The following is a 19,541-nucleotide window of genomic DNA, read 5'->3' on the forward strand; positions in this document are numbered from 1 at the left end:
TTCTATCGGGCCAGCGATGCCGGGTTTGTTCACGGGAAACAAAAGAGCGTGTATGTCATGACTGTCTTTGGTGGCGTCAGCAATTTCCCGATGGTGATGTGCTCAAAGCTCATTGTTCCGTTTTGGGATACAACGATTTTATGAAAGACGTGATCACAAAGTGGAAATACCGAGGTGATTATGAATTGGGAAATATGTTTGCTGACGTCTTCCGGGATGCCTTTGAAAAGCAGTATTCCAATTTGAAAAAAGATTGTCTAATCGTGCCTGTGCCTTTAAGTTCACAGCGGCTTAAGGAACGGGCTTTCAATCAAGCAGAAATGCTTGCCCGCTTATTACCAGTTGAACCTGTCTTGGCGGTAGAACGTCTGAGCGGGGAGAAACAATCCAAGAAATCGCGGCGCGAGCGAATTTTATCAAAAAACCCGTTTATTGTGACTGAACCTATTAACAAACCGGTGATTCTGGTCGATGATATTTATACAACGGGTACGACTTTGCGTCATATTGCCCGGCAATTAAAAACAAACGGCTGCCCAAGTGTATATGGCTTGACACTTGCGCGCGGGTGACTGTAATTAATCAGTTCCTATGTTATAATTTATTTAATCAGGAGGCTGTTGACATGGGGGAATTAGCAAATTGCCAGCGCTGTGATACAGTGTTTGTCAAAACCATAAGAGATATATGTCATGACTGCTATAAACAGGAAGAAGAGGCCTTTGATACGGTTTATGCTTTTTTACAGAAGAAAAAGAATCGGGAAGCTACTATCGTGGAAATTGTAGCTGCAACCGAGGTGTCGGAAGAATTGATCATTAAATTCATTAAAGAAAAAAGACTGAGGGCCTCCGATTTTCCAAAGCTGGCCTATCCTTGTGAAAAATGTGGAACCGGTATTGTAACTGGCCGTCTATGTGAATCATGCGCAAATGATATTAAAACCGATTTGTCAAGGCATGAAAGCATCGAACAACTTGAACATACCCGAATGAAAAAATCAAAAGAACGGCAATATGCCTATTATAACCTTGAACGTTCTAAAGAATGATTTAAATATTGCAGAAAGCTGCCGATATAAATAACAAGAGAAGAAAGACTAGGACGGATGACACAATCTACAATGATGCGAGGTGATGCAAATGAAAATTTATGGCCCAAATCATACGAATTTGAATCCTTATCAGAAACAAATGAACAAACAAGCACACGAAAAGAAAGAGATGCCGCAAAAAGACCAACTGCAAATATCCGACAAAGCTAAACAAATGCAACAAGCAGAGGGAGCGAAAGAGGCTCAACGTGCGGCTCACGTCCAGAAGATTAAACAAGCAGTGGAATCAGGGATTATCAGGTGAACCCTGCCAAGACAGCAGACAAAATGCTGTCATTCTGGTCCACCCGAACTTAAAGGAGGACACACCATGTCCATTGAAATGGTTGTCGCATCGATAGAAGGATTAACGCAGCTGCACGACAAGCTGCTTGAAACGTCACAAGAAAAAACAGATGCACTGAAACAGGATGACACAGAACGCCTGCAGTCACTTTTAGGCACAGAGCGAAAATTGACCCGTAAATTAGAAAAAAAAGAAGAAGAACGCCAAAATGCGGTTGAAGCGTGGTTTGCTGATCATCGGTATGAAGAGGATTCGACCCTGACCAATATGCTGAATCACCTGGAAGGATCTGAAGACCAACAAACAGTTGAACAGGCTGCTGCAAACTTAATTGACAAGCTAACAGCTCTCAAGGAGCAGGAACAATTAAACATGGCACTAGTAGAGCAATCCATGCAGTTTGTTCAAATGTCCTTGGATATGATGCAGCCTTCGATTAAGAATATGAACTATGGCCAGCAATTTAAAACCCCGATAAACGATCGGTCTGTCTTCGATTCCAAAGCTTAATCAGGAGGAACATACATGAGCAGCTTTCACGGCCTGGAAATGGCCAAACAATCATTATTTACTCAGCAATCAGCTTTATATACAACGGGACACAACCTTTCGAATGCGAATACAAAAGGCTATTCTCGCCAGCGTGTTAATTTTGAAACCATGTCTCCATACCCTTCTGCGTCACGGAACCGTCCGGAAATCCCCGGACAAATGGGAACAGGGGTTAAAGCGGGAAGCATTGAACGTGTCCGCGATAAATTCCTGGATATGCAGTACCGCTCAGAAAACAGCCAATCAAGTTACTGGGAAGCCAAATCAGCTTCACTTGATCGTCTAGAGAGACTGATGAATGAACCGACTGAAAGTGGCATATCCCATACGATGAAACAATTATGGGAATCGCTTCAGGATTTGGCCGCCAACCCGGAAAACAGCGGTGCTAAATCCGTTGTCGCCGAACGCGCCCAAGCTTTGGCAGACACCTTTAATTATACATCCAACTCGCTTGAATCCATCCGCGATGATTTGAATGAGGAAATTAAAAATAACGTAAAAACAGCAAATTCACTTCTCGACAGCATTCATAAACTAAATGAACAAATTAAGCAGATTGAACCTCATGGCTACTTGCCCAACGATCTATATGATAAACGGGATCAATTGGTAGACGAGCTTTCAGGAATCGTTAACATTACGGTTGTAAAAGAAAAGAGTTATGAGACCGCTCCAGATATAGCTGACGGGATCGTCACGATATCCTTGGTCGGTGACTCGAAAGACTCTGCTGTTCCTCTGTTAGATGAAAATGGAGTCCACGAAATGGAAGTCGGCTTTGGTGGTGAACAAAATGCAGTCAATCAACTGTCCGTCGGAGGAAAAGACGTTCTACAAGAACGCAACATCAATGGCAGCTTAAAAGGACTCATCGAATCCTACGGTTATATGAAGGACGATCAGGTGGAAGGCTCATTCCCCAAGCTCCATCAGGAATTAAACACATTGGTTAAAGCGATCGGAGAGGAATTTAATAAGGTTCATAGTGACCCTCCGTTTTTCACCGGATTTGATGAAGAGCCGGCAGCCGGGAACATAACTGTCTCAGATGCCATTATCGAAAACCCTTCAGAAGCAATTAAAGCTTCTGATTCAGGATACGGTGATATCGCATCTGAATTAGCTGATATATTCGCGAAAAAAGGAACCATTGAGGAAACCTCTATTAATAAATTTTTCGAAGGTATGATCGGCCGCTTTGGAGTTGAAGCCCAAAAGGCTAATACGATGAAAGATAATACTGCTGTTTTGACGGATCAGGTGGAAAAACAGCGGATGTCTGTCAGCGCAGTGTCGCTGGATGAAGAAATGACCAACATGATTAAGTTCCAGCATGCTTACAATGCAGCAGCTCGTAATATGACAGCCGTTGATGAAATGCTAGATCGCATCATTAATAACATGGGTCTGGTAGGAAGGTAGGGTGTAAAAATGCGTGTCACACAAGGTATGATTTCCAATAACATGCTCAGAAACTTGTCCAACAGCTACACAAACTTAAATACATATCTTGAGCAAGTGTCAACTGGTAAAAAAATAACTCGGCCTTCCGATGATCCTGTGATTGCAATGAAAGGCATTAACTTCCGCAGACAGGTAACAGAAGTCGGTCAATTCAAGCGTAATGTCGGAGAAGTTCATAATTGGATGGACAACTCTGATTCGGCACTGGATAAAACAACCAAGGCTCTGCAAAAACTGCGTGAATTGGCTGTCCAGGCCAGTAATGATACCTATGATGAATCCGAGCGGAAAAACATTAAAGAGGAAGCAGAACAGATAAAAAAACATTTGGTGGATATTGCCAATACAAAAGTGAACGATAAGTATATCTTCAATGGAAATAAAACTGAGGAGAAGCCTTTTGCAAAAGACGGCACATCTTCAGCTGAGAATAAGGCTGTTGAAATCGAAGTCTCTAATGGCATTAAAATCCGGGCGAATGTCCTGCCGGAAGATGTATTCGGAGACGATTTCTTCAAGAAAATTGACTCTTTTATCACAAACTTAGATACAAACAATCAAGAAGGCATCAACCAATCGATTGAGGCGCTGGATGCGAATATTGATAACACGATTAACGCCAGAGCTGATCTCGGGGCGCGAATGAACAGACTCGAATTGATCGAAAACCGCCTAGATGAACAAGAAGTTATTGCTAAGAAAACAATGAGTGACAACGAGGATATTGATTACGAAAAAGCCATCACCGACCTTATTACTCAGGAAACGTTGCATCGCGCTGCCCTGGCTGCGGGATCGCGTATTATTCAACCGACACTTCTTGATTTCTTACGCTGATGTTGTTCGAACAACCCTGGTGCCTTATTGGCTTAATCCAGGGTTTTTGATTGATTTTTGATTGGAGGGGTGCTCATGAATATGCAGCAAATTCGTATGCAATCACAAATGGGCAGGATTGCGATCCATCATACAGAGGCCAAACAGACAATTGAGCAGCCCCGTGCTGAGCTGTCTATCAAACAGCCGCAAGCCATTATAAAAATGAACACAGAAAAAGGCCGGTTAACGATTGATCAATCTCAAGCATGGGCAGACATGAATCTGATGAGCATCACTAAATTAAACAAACAGCATGCTGCGGAAGGTCTTAAAGCCGCTAAGCAAGGAGCAGGGCGAAGAGCAAGTGAGGGCACGGCTCTTATGAAAATCGAAGACGGCGGCAATCCCCTCACTCAACAAGCCCAAACGAATAGCTCCCGTCAAATGAAGCCGCTTGGGATCGACTTCATCCCGTCACGGTTCGCGGTTGCGATCAACTATGAGCCAGCCAAAATTCATACGGATATTACGGCTCAGCGTCCTATAATTGACGTCCAAACACATCAGCCTGTGCACCATTATGAACCTGGCCAGGTCACAACAGAAATGGCCCAATACCCTGAACTGGAAATAGATTTTGTTTAAGAGGTTTTAGATAAGAGGATTCTTCCCTTCTGATGCATTTAGAGTTGGGAAAGGGAGTGGTATTTTTGGATACTCAAAAGATACAAACGAAATATTTTGGTGAAACAACGATTGATAAGCATGAACTTTTTACATTCGCTTCTGGCCTTCCAGGTTTTGCAGAGGAAACATCATTTGTTATTTTAGATCTGCCTGGGAATCAGCTTTTTCACGTTTTACAGTCAGTCAACACACCGGACTTGGCATTTGTGATCACAAACCCGCATCAGTTCTATCCGAATTATTCGTTTGAATTGGAGGATCATGTTGCGCAACAAATTGATATTGAGCAGGAAGCAGATACTGCGGTGGCTGTGATTGTAACGCTTAAGGAACCTTTCGAGAAAAGCACCTTAAACCTCAAAGCACCTCTCATACTTAATACACGCTCCCGACTTGGGAAGCAGCACATACTTCAGGATGACACTTGGTTCGTGAAAGCGCCGGTGACCACCCCGGAAATGTCTGAGACGGAGGGGGACTGAGTCATGCTTGTTTTAACGAGAAAATCAGGTGAATCGCTCCAGATCGGCGAAGATATTGAAATAAAAGTGCTGGAAATCACTGGTGATCAAGTGAAAATTGGAATTGAAGCTCCTAAGTCTGTCGATATACACAGGCGCGAAGTCTATTTGCAAATTCAACATGAGAACAGCGAAGCCGCCAACCTCCCTCAAAACTTTTTGGAGAAATTATCAGATCAACACCGAAAATAGGGCTTTATAATTTCCAGAAACATCCGATATAAAAAGTAAAGATACGGATGAGGAGCTGTAAGGAATGAAAGTTGACAATGCACAAAGCTTTGCAACACCATTGAAACAGCAGACAGAACAGGGACCGCGTCCAGTCCCAGAACAAAAAGACAATGGCGATAAAATTGTTTTGCATGATGAGGAGATCATTTCAACGGCCAAGGTAGAAACAGCCGTTACAAAAATGAACGAACTCGCCAAACCTTTGAAAACAGATTTGAAATTTCAACTTCATGAAGATCTGAATGAGTACTACGTAACAGTAGTCAACCCGGTCACACATGAAGTCATTAAGGAAATTCCCCCAAAGAAAATGCTGGATATGTACGCAGCAATGGCCGAATTCATGGGCTTGCTCGTCGATGAAAAGGTTTAAAGATAAAGGAGGGCCCTGCACATGCGAATCGGTGGCTTGGCAACAGGAATGGATATTGATCAGCTTGTCAATAAATTGATGACAGCAGAGCGGATGCCGCTCGACAGAATGGAACAAGATAAAACAACTTTAACCTGGAAGCGTGACAGTTTTCGGGATATGAACAAGTCCTTGCACGATCTGAATCAGCTTATGCTCGATATGAAACTGAGCAAGACTTATGAATCGAAAGCAGTTAGCTCGTCCAATGAATCCGCCGTGACTGCAACTGCAAATGCAAACGCGTCAGAAGGAGCTTATAACATTAATGTAGAAAATCTGGCCACAGCTACAGTTTATATGAGCGGGAATGTTGAGGATCCTGATATAGAATTAGGTGAAAATTGGAAAGGAACTTACACCCTGGAATTCAATGAAAAAGCAGACGAAGAGCCATTTTCTTTTGAAATCAAGTCTGGAGATAGCCTTAGAGATGTCTTAAAAAAGATTACAAATGGCGACAATGATGTTAGAGCATTTTATGATGACCAGCAAAAGAAAATCATTATGGAATCAACGCTGACAGGTACCCTTGAGAAAGAGATCTCTATCAAGGGGCAGGGGAAAAACGGTCAAAGTTTTTTTGAACAACGAATGGGGATGTCTGGAACAGAGTTCACCACTAAAAATGGAAAAGAGGCCACATTTTACTACAATGGGGTTGAACTCACTTCCAAAAACAATTCCTATGAGCTAAACGGCATTAATTTCGAGTTCAAAGGAAAAGGCGATGCCAGCCTAACGGTTAAAAACGATGTCGACCATACCTTTGATTCGATTATGAAGTTTGTAGATACGTATAATAAAACGATTGATACATTAAATGAATCACAGCAAGAGGACAAATATCGCGATTTCCCGCCGCTGACTTCAAAGCAAAAGGAAGAAATGTCGGAAAAGGAAATTGAGCTTTGGGAGGAAAAAGCCAAAAGCGGCATGCTGCGTGGTGAGACGCTTATCACAAATGGCATGTTTGATCTGAGGCGCAGCTGGTATTCTGAGGTAAAAAATGACTCTCAGTACACATCTGTTACCGAGATCGGTATTTCGACAGGCCGCAATTATTTGAACGGCGGGAAGCTTGAAGTGGATGAAGATAAGCTGAAGGAAGCACTGAGAGAAAACCCGCAAGATGTGAAGAAATTATTCTCCAATAACGTTGAGGGGGCAGAGCGCGGAATTATCAATCGCGTGGAGGATGCTGTCAAAGCAACAATGGGCAAGATTGAGATAAGAGCTGGCAAGGGTACATCCACACTTGAGAATTATACCTTGGGAAAACGCATGAAAGACCTCAACAGCCGAATGTCAGATTTTGAATCTAAATTGACACGTGTAGAAACAAGGTACTGGAATGAATTCACCGCTATGGAAAAAGCCATCCAGCGTATGAATATGCAATCCCAGCAGTTGATGAGCCAATTCGGCGGCGGGATGTAGGGATAGCCTAATGTCTTTAATAAGGAGTGCATGATTTATGGCTTATCAGAAAAAGTATGAAGCCTATAAAACAAATTCAGTCAATACGGCATCTGGTGGGGAATTAACACTTATGCTCTACAACGGATGTATCAAATTCATTAAAAAAGCCGTAACAGATCTTCATAACAAAGATTATGAAGCGAAAAATACAAATATCAAAAAAGCCCAGGATATCATTCATGAATTGATGCTGACACTGGATCAGACAATTGACATTTCCAAAGAGATGCTGCCCTTGTATGATTATATTCTCCACTGTCTGCGTGAAGGAAATGTTAAAAACAGTGAAGAACATTTGCAAGAAGCTCTATCCTTTACAACAGAATTTCGAGATACCTGGAAACAAGTTCTTCTGCAAACAAGACAGAAGCAATACGCTCAAGGTGCCCGGGTCTAATGCATAAGCTTGAGGATTTGCTGGATGTCACCGAAAGACTGGCAGGTTTGTTTGGATCATCTGATACAAAACAGAGTCGGGAACAGCTGATTGATGAGATGAACCAATTGGTGGAAGAACGCGGTCGCATAATGTCGCATATTCAACCGCCATTTACAGAAGAAGAAAAGCAAATCGGCAAACAAGTTGTCGAGCTGAATCAATCTATTAAAGTAGAAATGGATCAGCTGTTTGCTGAATTGAAAACAGAAATGAAACAGATTAAGCAGCTTAAGAAAAACAATCAATCTTATACCAACCCCTATCAAAATGTGCAAACAATGGATGGGATGTTCATGGATAGCAAAAAATAAATTTTTCTAAATCCCATGTCAACAAGGTTCAGCCCTTATTAAACTATCAATATTTAATAATTAATGGTTTTTGGAGGTAATTACAGGGGAAACATAGTATAATATAGGTATAAGGATGAAAGGAGGACACTTATATGCGTTATAACATTCGTGGTGAAAATATCGAGGTGACAGGTGCCATTAAGAGCTACATCGAGAAAAAGGTTGGTAAGCTTGAGCGGTATTTTGATACACCACCTACATCCGAGGTACATGTTAATTTAAGTGTCTATAATGAAGAGCAGCGAATCGAAGTAACCATCCCCATGACTGATCTATTGCTGAGAGCAGAAGAAGAACATGTGGACATGTACGCTGCAATTGACTTAGTCGTGGACAAACTGGAAAGACAGATTCGTAAATACAAAACAAAAGTGAACCGCAAGTTTAAAAAAGAGGGCGCGCCCAAACATATATTTGCGGAGATGGAAAATGAAGCCAAGCAACCCGAGAGTGAATCTGATGAAGTTGAAATTGTTCGTACAAAACGTTTCAATTTAAAGCCAATGGATTCTGAGGAAGCTGTATTGCAGATGGATATGCTTGGACACGCATTCTTCGTTTTCACAAATGCGGTAACAAATCAAACAAACGTTGTTTATCGCCGTAAAGACGGTAAATACGGTTTGATTGAACCAAACAGCTAAATAAAAGGGTATTCAATGCTCATAAAGGTGATCCCATCCTCGAGATGGGATCACCTTTTTTAAGAGCCATAAGCTTGCGCAGGAACGTGTGTAGTTGTCATGATGTGTGTGAAAGTGTTATTATAAGTGTTATGATCAAAAGATTTTTCATTTAATCGAGGTGCTATGAACATGGCAGGTTTGCTAAAAAGAATATTCGGTGATGGGAATCAGAAACAGCTTAACCGTCTGCAAAAGAAAGCAGATCAGATCGAAGCGCTGGAACCTGATTTTGAACGCCTGTCAGATGCCGAATTGGTTAATAAAACAGAGGAATTTAAAGAAAGATATAACAACGGGGAAACGCTTGATGATTTGCTCGTTGAAGCCTATGCTGTTGTCAGGGAATCAGCTAAACGCGTTCTAAACATGCGTCCGTTTCCCGTACAGCTTATGGGTGCCATTGCATTACATGAAGGCAATATTTCGGAAATGAAAACAGGTGAAGGTAAAACACTCGCATCAACTATGCCCGCATACTTAAACGCTTTGTCCGGAAATGGTGTCCATATTATTACGGTCAACGAGTACTTGGCTGAGCGTGACGCGCAGGAAATGGGTGAATTGTTTCAATTCCTGGGCTTAACAGTTGGTTTGAATGGAAATGGATTGTCAAAAGAAGAAAAGCGTGAAGCTTATTACAGTGATATCACATATGGAACAAATAATGAGTATGGATTTGACTATCTTCGGGATAACATGGTGCTGTATAAAGAACAAATGGTACAGCGCCCACTTAACTTTGCCATTATTGACGAAGTTGACTCCATCTTGATTGATGAGGCGAGAACACCGCTCATCATCTCAGGATCGGCTCAGAAATCTGCCTCCATGTACCAGCAGGCAGACTCATTTGTGAGCACACTGACCAAGGAAACCGACTATACGTATGACGAAAAAACAAAAGGTGTGCAACTGACTGAAGAAGGGATTAATAAGGCTGAACGGTTTTTCTCAATTGAAAATCTGTTCGATTTAAACAACGTATCCTTGACACACCATATTAATCAGGCTTTGAAGGCTCATGTGTCCATGCATCGTGATATGGATTATGTGGTACAGGAAGATGAAGTTGTCATTGTAGACCAGTTTACCGGTCGTCTCATGAAAGGACGTCGCTATAGTGATGGGCTGCACCAGGCGATTGAAGCAAAAGAAGGTCTGCATATTCAAAATGAAAGTATGACGTTGGCCTCCATTACGTTCCAGAACTTTTTCCGGATGTATAACAAACTGTCTGGAATGACAGGTACAGCAAAAACGGAGGAAGAAGAATTTCGTAACATTTACAACATGGATGTTATTGCAATTCCGACAAATAAACCGATCATTCGTGATGATAAAGCAGATATGATCTACAAAACCGTTGAGGGCAAGTTTAATGCCGTCACACAAGATATAAAAGAGCGTCACGAAAAAGGCCAGCCGGTCTTGGTTGGTACGGTCGCTGTTGAAACATCCGAGGTCATTTCCAAGCTGCTCAAAAAAGCAGGTGTCAGACATGATGTCCTAAACGCTAAAAATCACTATCGTGAAGCAGATATCATTGAAAATGCAGGTCAGCCGGGTGCTGTAACAATTGCCACAAACATGGCTGGCCGCGGTACAGATATCAAGCTTGGAGACGGGGTAAAAGAACGGGGCGGCCTTGCTGTTATCGGTACAGAACGACACGAATCACGCCGGATTGACAACCAGCTCCGCGGACGTTCCGGACGTCAGGGGACCCAGGTGTTACGCAGTTTTATCTATCCATGGAAGATGAATTGATGCGCAGATTTGGGTCCGATAATTTGAGATCCATGATGGACCGTTTAGGCATGGACGATTCTCAGCCGCTTGAAAGCAAAATGGTCTCAAGAGCTGTAGAGTCAGCCCAAAAACGGGTCGAAGGTAATAACTTTGATGCACGTAAAACAGTGCTCTCATACGACGACGTTCTGCGTGAACAGCGTGAGATTATCTATAAACAGCGTTTTGATGTGATTGATGCTGAAGGAGACCTCCGTGAGATTATTGAAAACATGATTCTTTCGTCACTTCAGCGTGTTGTCAGCACCCATACTCAAGATGACGACGATGCGAACTGGCAGCTGAGCTCCATCATTGAATATGTGGAGGGCAGCCTTCTGGATCCAGGTGATGTTGAAGTAACAGACATTAAAGGGAAAGACCCAGAAGAAATGATTGATCTGATCATGGATAAAGTCCGCACCCGGTACGATGAAAAAGTCGAGGAACTCACACCAGAACAGATGAATGAATTCGAAAAAGTGATCTTACTGAGAACAGTTGACACCAAGTGGATGGACCATATCGACCAGATGGATCAGTTGAGACAAGGTATTCACCTGCGCGCATATGGACAAAACGATCCATTGCGTGAGTATCAGATGGAAGGCTTTGCGATGTTTGAGGAAATGGTCGCAAGCATTGAAGATGAAGTGGCTAAATATATTATGAAAGCCCAAATCAGGGATAATCTGCAGCGCGAGAGCGTTGTGAAAAACACTCAGGCTGTTTCAGGCGGACAAGAGGAAGGCGAAAAACGCAGAAAACCTTATATCAAGAAAAACACAGTGGGGCGTAATGACCCATGTCCTTGCGGCAGCGGCAAAAAATATAAAAACTGCCACGGCAAATAAAAACTGCAACTTGATTTAATACACTAACTAGAGGTGAATGATATGGACATGACTGAAATCAGACAGAAATTGGATCAGATGGAAAAACGCATTGCGGACTTTAGGGGGTCTCTTTGACCTCGATACAAAGAAGCAACGCATAGAAGAGCTGGAACTGGATATGACGGCACCTTCTTTCTGGGATGACCAGGCCAGCGCGCAAAAAGTCATTGATGAAGTGAATGGGCTCAAGTCTTATGTCGGAGATTTTGAATCAATTGAACAGCAACTTGAAGATCTTGAAGTTTCCTATGAACTCGTTAAAGAAGAGAATGACACAGAACTTTTTGAAGATCTGGATGAACAAACGCAGGCGCTTAGTCAAGACATCAGTGATTTCGAACTGCAAATGCTTCTGAGTGATCCATATGATGCCAATAACGCCATTCTTGAACTCCATCCTGGTGCAGGCGGAACTGAATCACAGGACTGGGCCAGCATGTTGTTAAGAATGTACCAGCGCTGGGCAGAACAGAAAGGATTCCAGGTCGATACGCTTGATTATCTTGCTGGCGATGAAGCCGGGGTGAAAAGTGTTACATTGCTTATTAAAGGCCATAACGCTTATGGCTATCTGAAAGCCGAGAAAGGTGTTCATCGTCTCGTTCGGATATCTCCATTTGATTCATCAGGCAGACGGCATACATCGTTTGTGTCATGTGATGTTTTGCCTGAGATCACCGATGATGTGGATATAGATATTAAAAATGAAGATATTAAAATGGATACGTACAGAGCAAGTGGCGCAGGGGGTCAGCACGTAAACAAAACAGACTCTGCCGTTCGACTGACGCATGTTCCTACTAACATCATTGTGACATGCCAATCTGAGCGGTCACAAATTAAAAACCGCGAAACTGCGATGAAAATGCTTAAGGCAAAATTATATCAGGTGGAACTTGAAAAGCAGCAGCAGGAATTAGATGACATTCGCGGAGAACAAAAGGAAATTGGCTGGGGCAGTCAGATCCGCTCGTATGTTTTTCATCCGTATACAATGGTTAAAGATCACCGGACCAATATTGATGCTGGCAATGCCCAAGGTGTAATCGATGGTGATATTGATCCATTTATCGATGCGTATCTTAGGTCACAGATGAATTAAATGCCGTTCAAAAAATGTCAATAAGCTGCCACATTTAAGCAAACGCTCGCGAATGCTGGAAACTTGGAAGGTTCTACCTGTTTAGGCGGTATGATTCATTAAAGAAATTTGTTTAAAATATGGTGCTATCGGTTATAATGAAAGAGACAAGTTTTATATACTATTTTTGGATTGGGGGATTTCATTCATGAAGAAATGGCTTATGGCAATTTTATTTGGAACCGTGCTAACGCTTGGTGCATGTGGCGGCGGTGGTGACAATGGCGGAGACAACGCCGGCGGAAATAACGGCGGGGACGCCAACAACGGCGGTGAATCAGTCGACGCAGGGGCCGCAGAAGACATCTACAAGAGCAACTGTGCTTCTTGCCACGGCGGTGACCTTGGCGGTGGAATGGGACCTGACCTGACATCAGTTGGTGCAGATCATTCCAAAGAAGACATTATTGACATCATCCATAACGGTATGGGCCAAATGCCAGCTCAAAAGCAAGTTTCTGATGAAGATGCAGAAACCATTGCAAGCTGGTTAGCCAACAAAAAGTAATTTACGCATAAAGAAACTGTCCGGCAATCGCCGGGCAGTTTTTGTGTTTTGAGACAAATTGTAATGCGGTGAAATGTAAATGTAATAATTTTACCGATAAAATTAATGACGAAAAATGTTATAATGAGTAAAGGTTATGGGTGTGATCATCATGCCTGCCCAATTACTTAGCGTAAAGGTGAGTTAAAATGATACTAATGGAAGATATATATAAGAAATACCCCAATGGTGTCACTGCCTTAAATGGCATTGATGTTGACATCAAACAGGGTGAGTTTGTTTATATTGTGGGGCCGAGTGGAGCCGGGAAATCCACATTTATTAAATTGATGTACCGGGAAGAAAAACCGAGCGAAGGTAAAATTATTATCAACGAGAAAGACGTGCAAAAGATTAAAGAACGGCATATCCCTTACTTGAGACGTGACATCGGTGTTGTGTTCCAGGACTTTAAACTGCTGCCGAAATTATCGGCATATGAGAATGTCGCTTTTGCTCTTGAAGTTATTGAAGAAACGCCTAAAAATATCCGGCGCCGTGTGATGGATGTGCTGGAACTGGTTGGGTTAAAGAACAAGGCGCGGTTTTTGCCTGATGAATTATCCGGTGGTGAGCAGCAGCGTGTTTCAATTGCCAGAGCGATCGTAAACCGGCCAAAATTAGTGATTGCCGATGAACCAACAGGTAACCTGGATCCGGAAACTTCCTGGGAGATTATGCGCTCACTTGAAGAAGTCAATGACACAGGGACAACCATTATTATGGCAACCCACAGCAAAGAAATCGTCAATACATTTAAAAAGCGTGTCATAGCAATAGAAAACGGAATTATTGTGCGTGATGAACAACGGGGTGACTACGGTTATGAAATTTAGAACACTAAAGCGCCATTTCCGTGAAGGTGTTAAAAATATATTCCGGAATGGCTGGATGTCAGTTGCATCAATCGGTGCTGTTACAGTAACACTCGTACTTGTCAGTGCTTTTTTAACGATTATGCTGAACTTAAATGAGATGGCCAAAAAGGTTGAAGAAGATGTAGAGATTAATGCCCTAATAGATTTGACTGCCAGTAAAGAGGACATTAAAGCACTTGGTAAAGAAATTGAAAAACTTGATGATATAGATTCTGTTGTGTTTTCTTCCAATGATGAAGAACTGAGAAAGTTTATGGATAGCATGGGTGATGAAGGAGATTCCTGGGGCTTATTGATCAGGACAACCCTTTGCGTCACACATATATTGTTAAAACTGTTCATCCTGAAGATACCGAGCGGGTTGCCGGCAAAATAAAAGACATGGCAAATGTCTATAAAGTCAATTATGGACAGGATGTCGTCAGTACACTGTTTCAGTTTAATAAATACGCCCGCACCATCGGCATTGTCCTTATTGGCGGGTTGCTTCTGACGGCGATCTTCTTGATTTCGAATACCATTAAACTAACCATTATGGCCCGCAGCAGGGAAATCGGTATTATGAAGCTTGTTGGAGCAACGAACAGCTTTATCCGCTGGCCATTTTTCGTGGAGGGCCTGTTCCTTGGCGTGCTTGGTTCGCTTATACCAATAGCGGTCGTGCTGGGAGGCTATTATTATATTGACGCCAACTTGGTGGAGAGAATTAATTACAGCTTCTTTGCCATTTTGCCTTTCAATCCATTTGCATGGCAATTATCACTCCTCGTTTTGGGTATTGGAGCCATTATCGGCATTTGGGGAAGTGTTATGAGTGTCCGCAAGTTCCTAAAGGTTTAAAACAATGATGATTAAGAATTGCAGAATGAACAAATAGCATGTACGATTAAAGACATCACATAAAAATGTGATGTCTTTAATTTCTAAAAGCCTTGTTTTAACGTATAATGAAGCAATAACCCTTTGTTCAAATAAGGTGTAAAAGATAGAGGTGACGTAATGAAGATGAGAAAAACGCAAATTGTTATTGTACTGCTGCTAGCACTTGTGTTGGGTTTTGGCGGCGCTTTTGCAGGGTTCAAACTGGCTCAGTCAGGAGAACAACCAAGTGAGCAAACGGTCCCTGACCAAGCACTGGACAGCACGCCTAAAGATGTTCCTCACTCAGCTAATATGGGGAAAATTATGCAGACATATGCATTGATTAAAGAGAATTACATTGAAGATGTTGATGATCAAGTACTTATAGAAGGGGCTATTCAAGGAATGCTTGAAGTTTTGGATGACCCTTTTACATCTTATATGGACGCTGAAACAGTGAAATCCTTCACTGAGCAGATTGAGTCTTCTTTTGAAGGCATTGGTGCTGAGGTAAGTAAAACGAATGGCGCAATCACAATCGTTTCACCTATTAAAGATTCTCCTGCTGAAGAAGCAGGTTTGCGTCCAAATGACAAGGTGCTCAGCGTGGACGGCGAAAGCATTAAAGGCCTGGATCTTCATGAGGCAGTTGAGAAAATCCGTGGTGAGAAAGGCTCTGAAGTAGTGCTTGAAATACAGCGGCAAGGTGTCTCTGAACCCTTTAATGTAACACTTGTCAGAGATGAAATACCTGTCGAGACTGTTTATTCTGAAATGAAAACTGTCGAGGGCAAGAAAACGGGTGTCATTGAAATTGCTTCTTTCTCAGAGAAAACAGCACAGGAATTCTCTGAACACCTTAATAAACTTGAAGAAAAGGGAATAGAAGGTCTTGTCATAGATGTACGCGGTAATCCAGGGGGATTTTGGATGTTGTAGAAGACATATTAGGTCTGTTCATTCCACAAGATATGCCTTATCTGCAAATCGAAAAACCTGATGGAACGAAAACACCGCATTATTCTGATTTAGAAGCAAAAAAAGATTACCCTGTTGATGTTCTGATTAATGAAGGAAGTGCGTCGGCTTCAGAGATACTCGCCGTCGCCATGAAAGAAGCAGGTTATGAGGTCCTTGGCGAAACGAGCTATGGCAAAGGAACCGTTCAGAATGCAGTTCCGATTGCAGAGGATGGCAGTGCAGTAAAATTGACCATTATGAAGTGGCTTTCTCCTGAGGGGAACTGGATCAATGAGGTCGGTGTTGAACCTACAATTGAAGTTAAGCAGCCTGATTACTATTATACGAGTCCTGTAGATATCGAAAACACACTCGCATATGATCAAACAGGAGAAAAGATCAAAAACATTCAAGTCATGCTTGAAGGGCTGGGCTATGATACAGACCGTAAAGACGGATACTTTAGTAAGGCTACAGAAAAAGCTGTAAAGGCCTTTCAAAAAGATAATTCTCTTCAGGTGACTGGGGAAATTGATAGTGAAACGGCCGGACAGCTTCAGCAAATGGTTGTGGAGAAAGTCCGTAATGGTGAGGACGATCAACAAATGGAAAAAGCATTAAATGCATTGTATGAATCATAAGCCGCTCCGTACAAGCATGAATACTTCCTGCATCAGTGGGGGTATTCATGCTGAAGGGGCACTAAAAAAGGGATGCAGGAGCAGGTGATGACTATGCTTGTAGATTGGGGCATTGAACTGTTAAAAGGCGTTGGACGACTGTTTCTTAACCCTTTATTGTATTGGGCTGTTTTACTGGTACTTATTGTAGGGTTAAAACGTCATCAGCGTGACCGGCGCAACTTCGGAATGAAAATATTTGGTCAAGGAACTGAAGTATCTTATACCATTCTCCCGTCTCTGATCATTGGTGCTGTTATATCATTGCTCATGGTCGGCGTCGGTGTTGTTTTTTCTTATCAAACCCTTATGGTTCTTGCTGTTGTCGTTATTCTGTTGAGTGTGTCATTCAGACTGACCCTTCTGTCGGCAAGTTATACAATTGGTGTGGCATATATCGTGCTTCTGTTTCTGCCATTAATATTCACCCGTCAATCATATTTTGAAAAAAACCTGTTTTCGAATACGAATTTTGTTGGACTTGCCATTCTTCTGGGAGTGTTTTTAATTGTTGAGGGAATCATCCTGAAACGGGTGAAAAAATCTCATACATATCCTGATTTAATGCTGAGCGAGCGGGGTGGCTGGATCGGGCAACATCATTTGGGTAAAATGGCTGTCATTCCATTTTTTACTTTAATTCCAGCTGGAGCTATCGAACCATTCGCTGAATACTGGCCGTATGTTTCTTTTGGTGGTGACTCATACGGGTTGCTGGTATTTCCGTTTATAATCGGGTTTGATTATGCAGCCAGAGGATCACAGCCTGAAAAAGCGGCTGAGAAATTAGCTGGATCTATTATATTGCTCGGTTTCTTTGTTCTCTTATTATCCATTGGTAGCGTTTTTGCCGGATGGCTGTCTGCAGTTGCCATTGTATTCGGTATTGTAGGCAAGGAATGGATCAACTATCGGCATCGTGTTTCAGAATCAAGCAAACGTCCCTATTTTCCTGCAGGGGATGGCGGGCTAACCATTCTTGACATCATTCCGGATTCACCGGCAGAACGCCTCGATATCATAGCAGGGGACCATGTCAAAAAAGTAAACGGTCAACAAGTGGCATCGATTCAATCATTTTATGAAGCCTTGCAGGGCAGTGGCGCCTTTTTCAAATTAGAATTGATTGATACGCGTGGCGAAGTGCGCTTTGTGCAAGGTGCCTTATATGAGGGGAACACCATGAACTGGGCATCCTATTTGTAAAGCCCCCATTTCGGCTGCCCTCCTAGTCTATCAGCTCTCCACTGGAAAGATGTTTCCAGTGGCCTTTTTTTTGCGGTTATGTTCAAATGTTCACATAGTAATAAAATTGTATAAGAGTTAAATACAGTTAACACTATTGGTATAGTAACAATTGAGGCGTTCACACATTAGCCATAAAGCTACATTTTAATGTGATTTATATCACATGTGATCATCTCACCATATCATACAATAGAATCAAAGATAAGATACAGCAACCGATAATAGGCAACATCTTATCTAACTAAAATGAGGTGAGGAATATGTTTGGTAAAATGAAAGTTCGTCTGTTGGTCGTTTTAAGTATTCTGGTTTTAGTGCTTACAGCTTGTGCAGGAGGTACTGCGGAAAACACTTTAAAAGACAATAAAGATGATGCTGATATGGATGTTCAAGGTGTCAGTGCAAGCGAAGATACCAATATCATTGAACCTCATAAAGATTTGAACGACCCCGCTGTACCGCTAGAAATGGAACGGGATGGCACAGACGTATATGTAACAATGACAGCACAAATTACGGATATTGAAATCGAACCTGGCTATGATTATAAAGCATGGACATTCAACGGTGAAGCACCTGGACCGCTGATTGTTGTGGAAGAAGGAGATACGATTCATTTCACATTGGAAAACAAAGATCCTTCAATACCCCACAGCATGGACTTCCACGCTGTACACACAGCACCTGACAAGAACTTTATAGATGTTATGCCAAATGAAGAAGGAACATTTTCTTACGATGCATCAAACCCTGGGTCTTCATGTATCACTGTGGTACAGATCCAGTTTTGGCGCATATCGCTAACGGCATGCATGGTGTCATCATTGTCGAACCTAAAGACGGTTTTCCGACAGATGAGGAAGTTGACCAAGAGTATGTGGTTATTCAAAACGAATGGTACAAATATAACGATATGCAGGACATGATGGATGGAGAGCCTTCTCAGGTTGTATTCTCTACAAAAGCACTCCATGAAGGTCAGCCAAACACAAATGGCACTACAACAGCTGTTAAAGACAATCCGCTCACTGCAAAAGTTGGTGACAAAGTCAGACTTTACATTAACAATGTGGGGCCAAATGAGGTAAGCAGCTTCCATGTCGTGGGTACAATGTTTGACGATGTATACATTGACGGCAACCCGGCGAACCACTACGAAGGCATGCAAACTGTTCTGCTCCCTGCAAGTGGCGGTGCAGTCGTAGAATTCACTGTGAAAGAAGCTGGCAAGTACCCATTTGTTACCCACCAGTTTAATCACGCAACAAAGGGTGCTGTTGGATTTATTGAAGTCACTGAATAATATTCCGGTTACGAACAAATCGCTCTCCAATCTGGAGGGCGATTTTTTAAGGCGTTTAAATGGGATGTTTAAAAGGGAATGCTGTAAATAGATATCAGGGCGTGGATACCGAGCAAAACAATCGAATGTTTGTTCTGATTATGATATAATGAAATTTGTTTCTAACAAGCCGGCAATAAGGCCGACT

General features: G+C 42.3%; 19 protein-coding genes and 4 pseudogenes. All 23 read left to right on the plus strand.

Going from position 1 to position 19,541, the window contains the following annotated elements:
* Positions 1–122 precede the first annotated feature (122 nt).
* The 23 genes and pseudogenes from JNUCC1_RS13500 (at position 123) to JNUCC1_RS13605 (ending at position 19,354) form a co-directional block, all read left to right on the plus strand.
* Positions 123–572, plus strand: a complete 450-nt coding sequence (locus JNUCC1_RS13500; RefSeq protein ID WP_231784221.1) for a ComF family protein — start codon at positions 123–125, stop codon at positions 570–572.
* Between the two features lie 53 nt (positions 573–625).
* The gene (locus JNUCC1_RS13505) at positions 626–1,051 is read left to right on the plus strand and encodes a TIGR03826 family flagellar region protein (protein WP_156645966.1); all 426 of its coding nucleotides are present in this window, start codon (positions 626–628) and stop codon (positions 1,049–1,051) included.
* 91 nt (positions 1,052–1,142) lie between these two features.
* Positions 1,143–1,358 carry a flagellar biosynthesis anti-sigma factor FlgM gene (locus JNUCC1_RS13510; protein WP_231784222.1) on the plus strand — a complete coding sequence of 72 codons (216 nt, stop codon included), beginning with the start codon at positions 1,143–1,145 and terminating at the stop codon, positions 1,356–1,358.
* 66 nt (positions 1,359–1,424) lie between these two features.
* Complete coding sequence (locus JNUCC1_RS13515; RefSeq protein ID WP_156645967.1) at positions 1,425–1,910, plus strand: flagellar protein FlgN; 486 nt, start codon at positions 1,425–1,427, stop codon at positions 1,908–1,910.
* 15 nt (positions 1,911–1,925) lie between these two features.
* Positions 1,926–3,377 carry a flagellar hook-associated protein FlgK gene (gene flgK / locus JNUCC1_RS13520; RefSeq protein WP_156645968.1) on the plus strand — a complete coding sequence of 484 codons (1,452 nt, stop codon included), beginning with the start codon at positions 1,926–1,928 and terminating at the stop codon, positions 3,375–3,377.
* A gap of 9 nt (positions 3,378–3,386) precedes the next feature.
* Entirely contained in the window at positions 3,387–4,256 is an 870-nt protein-coding gene (gene flgL / locus JNUCC1_RS13525; RefSeq protein ID WP_156645969.1) for a flagellar hook-associated protein FlgL, read from the plus strand.
* A 75-nt stretch (positions 4,257–4,331) separates the two neighbouring features.
* Positions 4,332–4,883 carry a DUF6470 family protein gene (locus JNUCC1_RS13530; protein ID WP_156645970.1) on the plus strand — a complete coding sequence of 184 codons (552 nt, stop codon included), beginning with the start codon at positions 4,332–4,334 and terminating at the stop codon, positions 4,881–4,883.
* 65 nt (positions 4,884–4,948) lie between these two features.
* The gene (gene fliW / locus JNUCC1_RS13535) at positions 4,949–5,407 is read left to right on the plus strand and encodes a flagellar assembly protein FliW (protein ID WP_197431748.1); all 459 of its coding nucleotides are present in this window, start codon (positions 4,949–4,951) and stop codon (positions 5,405–5,407) included.
* A gap of 3 nt (positions 5,408–5,410) precedes the next feature.
* Positions 5,411–5,638, plus strand: a complete 228-nt coding sequence (gene csrA, locus JNUCC1_RS13540) for a carbon storage regulator CsrA (protein WP_156645972.1) — start codon at positions 5,411–5,413, stop codon at positions 5,636–5,638.
* A 64-nt stretch (positions 5,639–5,702) separates the two neighbouring features.
* The gene (flaG, locus tag JNUCC1_RS13545) at positions 5,703–6,053 is read left to right on the plus strand and encodes a flagellar protein FlaG (protein WP_156645973.1); all 351 of its coding nucleotides are present in this window, start codon (positions 5,703–5,705) and stop codon (positions 6,051–6,053) included.
* A 21-nt stretch (positions 6,054–6,074) separates the two neighbouring features.
* Positions 6,075–7,532, plus strand: a complete 1,458-nt coding sequence (locus JNUCC1_RS13550; protein ID WP_156645974.1) for a flagellar hook-associated protein 2 — start codon at positions 6,075–6,077, stop codon at positions 7,530–7,532.
* Positions 7,533–7,569: 37 nt separating this feature from the next.
* Positions 7,570–7,971 (plus strand): flagellar export chaperone FliS, encoded by a 402-nt coding sequence (gene fliS / locus JNUCC1_RS13555; RefSeq protein WP_156645975.1) that lies wholly within the window; start codon positions 7,570–7,572, stop codon positions 7,969–7,971.
* Positions 7,971–8,324 carry a flagellar protein FliT gene (locus JNUCC1_RS13560; RefSeq protein WP_156645976.1) on the plus strand — a complete coding sequence of 118 codons (354 nt, stop codon included), beginning with the start codon at positions 7,971–7,973 and terminating at the stop codon, positions 8,322–8,324. The genes fliS and JNUCC1_RS13560 overlap by 1 nt, the downstream gene beginning before the upstream one ends.
* A 134-nt stretch (positions 8,325–8,458) precedes the next feature.
* Complete coding sequence (hpf, locus tag JNUCC1_RS13565; protein ID WP_156645977.1) at positions 8,459–9,010, plus strand: ribosome hibernation-promoting factor, HPF/YfiA family; 552 nt, start codon at positions 8,459–8,461, stop codon at positions 9,008–9,010.
* Between the two features lie 171 nt (positions 9,011–9,181).
* Positions 9,182–11,694, plus strand: a pseudogene (secA, locus tag JNUCC1_RS13570) (preprotein translocase subunit SecA).
* A gap of 42 nt (positions 11,695–11,736) precedes the next feature.
* Positions 11,737–12,838 (plus strand): peptide chain release factor 2 gene (prfB, locus tag JNUCC1_RS13575; protein ID WP_156645978.1). Its coding sequence is split into 2 segments (ribosomal slippage): positions 11,737–11,808 and positions 11,810–12,838, totalling 1,101 coding nucleotides; the frame shifts between segments, so codons are not numbered across the junction.
* 187 nt (positions 12,839–13,025) lie between these two features.
* Positions 13,026–13,385 (plus strand): cytochrome c551, encoded by a 360-nt coding sequence (cccB, locus tag JNUCC1_RS13580; protein WP_156645979.1) that lies wholly within the window; start codon positions 13,026–13,028, stop codon positions 13,383–13,385.
* Positions 13,386–13,573: 188 nt separating this feature from the next.
* Positions 13,574–14,260 (plus strand): cell division ATP-binding protein FtsE, encoded by a 687-nt coding sequence (gene ftsE, locus JNUCC1_RS13585; RefSeq protein WP_156645980.1) that lies wholly within the window; start codon positions 13,574–13,576, stop codon positions 14,258–14,260.
* Positions 14,250–15,142: pseudogene (ftsX, locus tag JNUCC1_RS13590) on the plus strand (permease-like cell division protein FtsX). The gene ftsE and the pseudogene ftsX overlap by 11 nt, the downstream one beginning before the upstream one ends.
* A gap of 165 nt (positions 15,143–15,307) precedes the next feature.
* Positions 15,308–16,386 (plus strand): annotated as a pseudogene (locus tag JNUCC1_RS19310) (S41 family peptidase); the annotation flags it as partial.
* A 153-nt stretch (positions 16,387–16,539) separates the two neighbouring features.
* Positions 16,540–16,764 (plus strand): peptidoglycan-binding domain-containing protein, encoded by a 225-nt coding sequence (locus tag JNUCC1_RS19315; protein ID WP_331713890.1) that lies wholly within the window; start codon positions 16,540–16,542, stop codon positions 16,762–16,764.
* A gap of 93 nt (positions 16,765–16,857) precedes the next feature.
* Positions 16,858–18,009, plus strand: coding sequence for a PDZ domain-containing protein (locus JNUCC1_RS13600; RefSeq protein WP_156645981.1), 1,152 nt, complete (start codon positions 16,858–16,860; stop codon positions 18,007–18,009).
* Positions 18,010–18,311: 302 nt separating this feature from the next.
* A pseudogene (locus JNUCC1_RS13605) lies at positions 18,312–19,354 on the plus strand (multicopper oxidase domain-containing protein).
* Positions 19,355–19,541 lie beyond the last annotated feature (187 nt).

Origin of the sequence: Lentibacillus sp. JNUCC-1 (assembly GCF_009741735.1) — a bacterium.
GTDB lineage: Bacteria > Bacillota > Bacilli > Bacillales > Amphibacillaceae > Lentibacillus_B.

Coding starts and splice junctions, on each gene's coding strand:
- JNUCC1_RS13600 (WP_156645981.1), top strand. CDS start 16,858: ATGCTTGTAGATTGGGGCATTGAACTGTTAAAAGGCGTTGGACGACTG.
- JNUCC1_RS13510 (WP_231784222.1), top strand. CDS start 1,143: ATGAAAATTTATGGCCCAAATCATACGAATTTGAATCCTTATCAGAAA.
- JNUCC1_RS13515 (WP_156645967.1), top strand. CDS start 1,425: ATGTCCATTGAAATGGTTGTCGCATCGATAGAAGGATTAACGCAGCTG.
- JNUCC1_RS19315 (WP_331713890.1), top strand. CDS start 16,540: ATGCTTGAAGGGCTGGGCTATGATACAGACCGTAAAGACGGATACTTT.
- hpf (WP_156645977.1), top strand. CDS start 8,459: ATGCGTTATAACATTCGTGGTGAAAATATCGAGGTGACAGGTGCCATT.
- fliS (WP_156645975.1), top strand. CDS start 7,570: ATGGCTTATCAGAAAAAGTATGAAGCCTATAAAACAAATTCAGTCAAT.
- flgL (WP_156645969.1), top strand. CDS start 3,387: ATGCGTGTCACACAAGGTATGATTTCCAATAACATGCTCAGAAACTTG.
- cccB (WP_156645979.1), top strand. CDS start 13,026: ATGAAGAAATGGCTTATGGCAATTTTATTTGGAACCGTGCTAACGCTT.
- flaG (WP_156645973.1), top strand. CDS start 5,703: ATGAAAGTTGACAATGCACAAAGCTTTGCAACACCATTGAAACAGCAG.
- ftsE (WP_156645980.1), top strand. CDS start 13,574: ATGATACTAATGGAAGATATATATAAGAAATACCCCAATGGTGTCACT.
- JNUCC1_RS13505 (WP_156645966.1), top strand. CDS start 626: ATGGGGGAATTAGCAAATTGCCAGCGCTGTGATACAGTGTTTGTCAAA.
- flgK (WP_156645968.1), top strand. CDS start 1,926: ATGAGCAGCTTTCACGGCCTGGAAATGGCCAAACAATCATTATTTACT.
- JNUCC1_RS13560 (WP_156645976.1), top strand. CDS start 7,971: ATGCATAAGCTTGAGGATTTGCTGGATGTCACCGAAAGACTGGCAGGT.
- JNUCC1_RS13530 (WP_156645970.1), top strand. CDS start 4,332: ATGAATATGCAGCAAATTCGTATGCAATCACAAATGGGCAGGATTGCG.
- csrA (WP_156645972.1), top strand. CDS start 5,411: ATGCTTGTTTTAACGAGAAAATCAGGTGAATCGCTCCAGATCGGCGAA.
- JNUCC1_RS13550 (WP_156645974.1), top strand. CDS start 6,075: ATGCGAATCGGTGGCTTGGCAACAGGAATGGATATTGATCAGCTTGTC.